The following is a 1,336-nucleotide window of genomic DNA, read 5'->3' as shown; positions in this document are numbered from 1 at the left end:
CCACGCAGATCAAGTGGGGCCTGGACTACATGAACGACCGCTACGGCAGCCCGGTCGGCGCCTGGAACTTCTGGCAGGCCAACCACTGGTACTAAGCCACCGGTACCCCACCCCCCAGCACGCGAGACGCCCGCCCGGGACACCCGGGGCGGGCGTCTTCGCGTGCCGCGCCCGCCGGGACGGGGCGAGTGAGCCGCCCCGTCAGGTTCGCCGGTGACGCCTACAACGTGTGGAACGAATCGCGGGCGGTGAAGTGGTAGAGGCCGACCTTCGGGCGGGCGACGGAGTGCGGGGCGGCCAGCGGAAGGCTCACGCCGTCCGCGTTCGGCATGTGCCCCGGGTCGGCCAGGATGTTGATCTCGTCGGCGACGGGGCCGCTGCCGCCCGACGGGTTGAGGTCCACGGCCGCGTACGTCGTCGCCCCCGGCCGCACGGGATGGGCCGGTGCGCCGCCGAGGCCGCTGGGAGGCGTCGCCTGGATGCCGAGGGCGGTGCCCTGGGCGCTGAAGCCCACGGCGGGGTGGAAGTCGAGCCCGCACACGGTGGAGCCGTTGTTCGTCACCGTGATGACGCGGACGGTGGCGGGGAAGCCCTCCGGCGAGGTCACCTTGACGGTGATGTTCCGTGCGGAGCACGGGTGGGTGTACGCGTAGCTGTCATCGGCGGCCGCGCCGCCCGCGCCGCCCGCGCCCTTGCCGTCCGGGCCCGTCGGGGCCGGGCTCGCGGTGGCGGGCGGCGTCCCGGCAGCGGTCGGCGTCGCCGTCGGGGCGGGGCCGGCGGCCGCCGGGCGCCCGCTGGACGCCGGGGCCGGAGGAGGAGCCTTGAGCGACCGGTCCGTGGAGCCGCCGCCGCAGGCGGTCAGGGCCAGGGTGAGCCCGAGGAAGGTGGCCAGGGCCGCGGAACGGCTCCGGTGGGTGCGCATGAGGGAACTCCGTGTCGTACGTTCGGGGCGGAAACCGCCCGAGGAGGAACCATCATGACCGAGTGTCAGCTGGGGCCGGCACGCGCCCCGGTCACCTTGTCACGGCGAGTCCGCCGCGGGGTGCGCGGAGCCGTCGCCGTGCCCGTGCCGGGCGGGTGGTGACCTTGCGGCGCGGAGACTTCCCCTCCTCGGGCGACGCGCTGCCGGCCGGCTGGATCGGGACGGCCGCCTTCGCCGGGTACGGCGTCCCCCTGGCCGTCGCGGCCGCTCGTACTGGCTGCGGACCCGCCCCGTCCGCCGGACGGATGCCGGCGTGCCGTAGGTGTATTGACCCGCAGGGTTGTTGACGCGGCTGATGGGTGGGTGTCCGTCGAGTGCGGTGTGGCAGCGGTGGTGGTTGTAGGTGTGGAGGAA

At 74.8% G+C, this 1,336-nt stretch carries 2 protein-coding genes; one reads left to right on the top strand and one right to left on the bottom strand.

Annotation, left to right across the window (positions count from 1 at the left end; translation table 11 throughout):
• Positions 1-95: aggregation-promoting factor C-terminal-like domain-containing protein (locus ACZ514_RS32270; RefSeq protein WP_469126344.1), on the top strand; the 95-nt coding region annotated here is incomplete at its 5' end.
• 125 nt (positions 96-220) lie between these two features.
• Here the strand turns inward: ACZ514_RS32270 and ACZ514_RS32265 are convergent.
• A complete protein-coding gene (locus tag ACZ514_RS32265) occupies positions 221-922 on the bottom strand; it encodes a DUF4232 domain-containing protein (protein WP_469126343.1) in 702 nt (233 codons plus the stop codon).
• Positions 923-1,336 lie beyond the last annotated feature (414 nt).

Source organism: Streptomyces sp. NPDC034086, assembly GCF_055575515.1.
Note: the sequence above shows the minus strand (reverse complement) of the source record. Positions and strands in the feature narration are given on the sequence as shown.

Coding starts and splice junctions, on each gene's coding strand:
- ACZ514_RS32265 (WP_469126343.1), bottom strand. CDS start 922: ATGCGCACCCACCGGAGCCGTTCCGCGGCCCTGGCCACCTTCCTCGGG.